Here is a 3,731-nt window from a genome sequence, read left to right on the forward strand (position 1 = left end):
CCGCGCAGAACTGGGCGGAAGTGGAACGCTTGAGCCGCGAGGCGGTGCAGGCATTGTCATAAGCACATTTTAAATTCAAATCTTAAACCCGATGATACTGCGGGTTTATAACGTATTAATTATAGGACTCTAGAAGCGGCAGCATAATCATACCGCCGCTATGGTTTTGCTGTCGAGGTGGCGATGCAGTTGTTTGAGCAGCCAGATTGCCGCCAAGAGTCCTAGGCATTCGCTGGCGATGAGAGTCAGCCAAATGCCGTCCGTGCCGAACAGGCGCGGCAGGATTGCCATGCCGATGGCGATAAAGATGACGCCTCTCAGGGCGGCGATGAGATTTTGCAGCCCGAAAAACAGCATGGTAACGATGCTGGGCAGCGCAAATTTCAGGAACACTTTGGGTGTGGCGGCTTGCATGGCGGCGAGAGAGTAGTCTTGCATTTTTTTCAGGCTCGTTGAAAACTAGGCAGGGCATTTAACAGCTTAAAGTAACTTTAAGGTCAAGCGATGAGTGAAGAAAAAGAGTCGGGATTTTACGGATTGCCGGAGATTTTGCGTTTTCGGATGTGGCGAAAATGCTGGAAATTCCTGCTTCTACATTACGTTATTGGGATAAAGAGGGCTTGGTGCGGTTTGAGCGCCGCCTGAATAACGATTATCGGCAGGTATCTCGGAATACGCTTATGCTGCTGGATGTGCTGGATTATCGCAATATGGGCATTTCGATTGAACAGATTAAGCAAACGCCGCATATGCAGCTTACCGATTTGCAGGCACTGCTTGCCGAAAGCGAGCAGGCTTTGCGCGAGAATATGCGGCGTATGGAGGAAACTTTAGCGAAAATCCGTATAAAAACGCAGGCATTGCAGCGTGTGCAGACCTTAAGCGCCGCCGCGCCTGAACGGATACGCGCGCAAATGCCGGCGATTTATGCCGTGGATTTGAATAATGCGGCTGAAATCAAACAATATCTTGTGCTGATGCAGGCGGTGGATGTGCTGATGCTCGGCGAAAATGCCGAGTGGCGTGCAGGTTTGTGGCGCAGCGGTATAGGGCGGCGCAGGACGAGCAATTATTGCGCTCCGCCGATGCCGCACCTATGCCTTATCTGCATGGGTTGCTGTGTTTCTTCGGGCGGGACGGACGCCATAATCTCAAGGCGCTGCTCGAATGGGCGGATGCCGACGGCGAAGCTGCGCATGTGATTGCCTAGTATCTCTGTACCGCTCGGCATGCGGATTACGGCTTATGCGATTATCACGAATGCTGGATTGCGCTGAAAGCGGAATAACTCATCGAAAATGAGCGAGATTGCCGTCGCTATTGACGGCTTATTGTGATTCACATGAGATGCCGATAGGCGCCGTGGCGGTCGGGGAAAAGATTCTCCGCGCCCACTTTCTCTATCAAACCGCAGCGCCTGAGAATATCCTGCGGCTGCGGACGCAAACCGCAAATCAGCAGGGGCATATTGCGCTCCTGATAAAATTCCAATAACTCCTCTAAAGTTTCCGCGCCCGAACTGTCGATATAAATCACGCCTGAAAAATCCAAGACCATCGCCTTGCCCTGCTGATACTCAATCCGCTCTAATAATTTCGTCGCCGCGAAAAAGAGTGCGCCGGTCAGCTTATATGCCGGCACATCCTGCGGCGCATCCGTCAGCGGCTCGGCAATCGTCAAACTGGAAATGCGGTAAATAAAAATCAGACAAGCCAAAAGCAATCCCACTTCCACCGCCACGCTCACATCCACAATTACCGTCAGCGCGAATACCGTCAATAAAGTCAGGCGGTAAGGCAGACGGAAACTGCGCAAACGCAAAAATTCCCGCCACTCGCCCATATTCCAAGCCACAAACATCAAAATCGCCGACAAGGCGGCAAGCGGAATATATTGCGCCAGCGGCGCGGCAATCAAGACCACCAAAAGCAGCACCAAGGCATGCACCATGCCGGCAATCGGACTGCTGCCGCCGTTCTTAATATTGGTAATCGTGCGTGCAATCGTACCGGTAGCAGGCATACCGCTGAAAAAAGGCATACTCATATTGGCAATTCCCTGCGCCAAGAGCTCCTGATTGGAATCATGCTTATCCTTAATCAGACTGTCCGCCACCCGCGCGCAGAGCAAAGACTCAATCGCGCCCAAAATCGCCAAAGTAAAAGCCGGCATCAATAAAGCGCCGACCGCCGCCCAAGAAATATGCGGCAAACTGAACTGCGGCAAACCCTGCGGAATACCGCCGAAGCGCGAACCGATTGTCTCCACCGACAAATGCAGACCCTTCGTCATCAACGTGGCAAAAATCAGAGCAATAATCGAGCCCGGAATCAGCGCCAAAGACCCCTGTACGCGCGGCAGCAATCCCGCCGCCTCGGGCAGATTCACCCGCCTTTTCATAATCTTCTGCCAAGCGATAATCACCGCCAGCGAAGTCAGCGCCGTGGCGCAAGCCTGCGGATTCCACGAGGGCAAGGCTTGAAATAATGCCCGAATTTGCGCGAAAAAACCTGCCGGCATCTCGCTAATCCGCAAACCGAGAAAATCCTTAATCTGCGTCATGCCGATTAAGACCGCAATCCCATTGGTAAAGCCGATAATCACCGCCACGGGAATAAACTTAATCAAAATCCCCATGCGCAAACAGCCCATCAGAAACAGCATCACGCCGCTCAGGAAAGTGGCAATCAGCAAACCGCCGACGCCGTGTTGCTGCACAATGGGGCAAAGGGACATTTTAGGTGCTGTTTTCGAGTTCTTTAGCCCTAAGGGACAAAATAGGTGCTATCTAGCGTTTTTTAAGCAAAATAATCTTTTATAAACTTAACCTTATTGTCCTTTTCCATGCCGCAATGACAAGCTAAAAGTCTTTTCAGATCACCAAATTTTCCTTCAAGCAAATTGGTGGTTTTTGGCAGGTTTAACTCCGGATAATCTTCAAAGGTAAAAAGCCAATGCAGATTGCGCCTCAGACTGTTATAAGCACTTCTTAAACGTTTGTGCCTATAGTGTGATTTACCTGTTTCGGGATTTGAGCTACGTTCGTTGAGAAAGTCTTTATGCTGCTTATGCCAGTTATTCAAATGCTCTTCAAATGCCGCTTTGCTGCTGTTTTTTAGGCTTAAGGCAAGTTGTTTTAAATCTACTGCCGCTGCTGTTTGAGGTTTTCTTGTCAGATAACGGTTAATGGTTTTGACTTGGTGGAATTGACAAAGCTGTATGGGAATATCGGGAAATAATGAGGTTAATCCTCTTCTTCCATCGCAGATAATACTCTGAATATGTATTCCTTTTTCTTGTAGCTCTCGTATGGCTTGTCGATACAATGCATTGCTTTCTGATTTAACCTCGCTGACCGATAAGGCTTGTCGGCTGATGCTGTCATACAGCACCATCACACCAAATTTACGTCCAAAGTAGGTAGTATCCATGATGATATTGACTGATGAAAAATGCCGTTGTTCAGGCTCTCTAAGTTGGGCTTGTTTGAGATATCTAGCAATGGTTTTACGGCTGCAGGAAAAACGTTGGGCGAGCTCTTGCATGCTTTGTTTGCCGCTACTATAAAGTGTCCACAACTCTTGAGGGTTAAGACGCTTTTTGCTGCTAAAACGCTTACCGCATTGCCGGCATTTGTATCGTTGCTGATGATTTTGTCTGCCGTCTTTTTTGACCTGTTTTGAGCCACAGAAAAAGCATTTTTTGTGTTCAAAGCTTTTGACCTCGCTAAA

At 49.3% G+C, this 3,731-nt stretch carries 4 protein-coding genes; 1 reads left to right on the plus strand and 3 read right to left on the minus strand.

Annotated elements, in window-relative coordinates; all coding sequences use genetic code 11:
- Window positions 1–147: 147 nt before the first annotated feature.
- Window positions 148–438 (minus strand): hypothetical protein, encoded by a 291-nt coding sequence (locus DT343_RS17900; protein ID WP_181669085.1) that lies wholly within the window; start codon window positions 436–438, stop codon window positions 148–150.
- Between the two features lie 125 nt (window positions 439–563).
- On the opposite strand from DT343_RS17900, the gene DT343_RS17905 reads away from it, so the two are divergent.
- A complete protein-coding gene (locus DT343_RS17905; RefSeq protein WP_258522454.1) occupies window positions 564–1,202 on the plus strand; it encodes a MerR family DNA-binding transcriptional regulator in 639 nt (212 codons plus the stop codon).
- Window positions 1,203–1,338: 136 nt separating this feature from the next.
- Here DT343_RS17905 and DT343_RS17910 read toward each other — a convergent pair whose 3' ends face one another.
- Together DT343_RS17910 and DT343_RS17915 are read right to left on the minus strand one after the other, a co-directional pair.
- Window positions 1,339–2,694 (minus strand): SulP family inorganic anion transporter, encoded by a 1,356-nt coding sequence (locus DT343_RS17910; RefSeq protein WP_220116394.1) that lies wholly within the window; start codon window positions 2,692–2,694, stop codon window positions 1,339–1,341.
- Window positions 2,695–2,798: 104 nt separating this feature from the next.
- The coding region (locus tag DT343_RS17915) for an IS256 family transposase, variant Zn-binding type (protein ID WP_220116395.1) at window positions 2,799–3,731 on the minus strand (933 nt) is incomplete at its 5' end.

This window comes from Brevundimonas vesicularis (assembly GCF_900445985.1).
GTDB lineage: Bacteria > Pseudomonadota > Alphaproteobacteria > Caulobacterales > Caulobacteraceae > Brevundimonas > Brevundimonas vesicularis_D.

Bases quoted from the DNA above. Each gene is read 5' to 3' on its own strand.
- DT343_RS17900 (WP_181669085.1), bottom strand. From the start codon at position 438: ATGCAAGACTACTCTCTCGCCGCCATGCAAGCCGCCACACCCAAAGTG.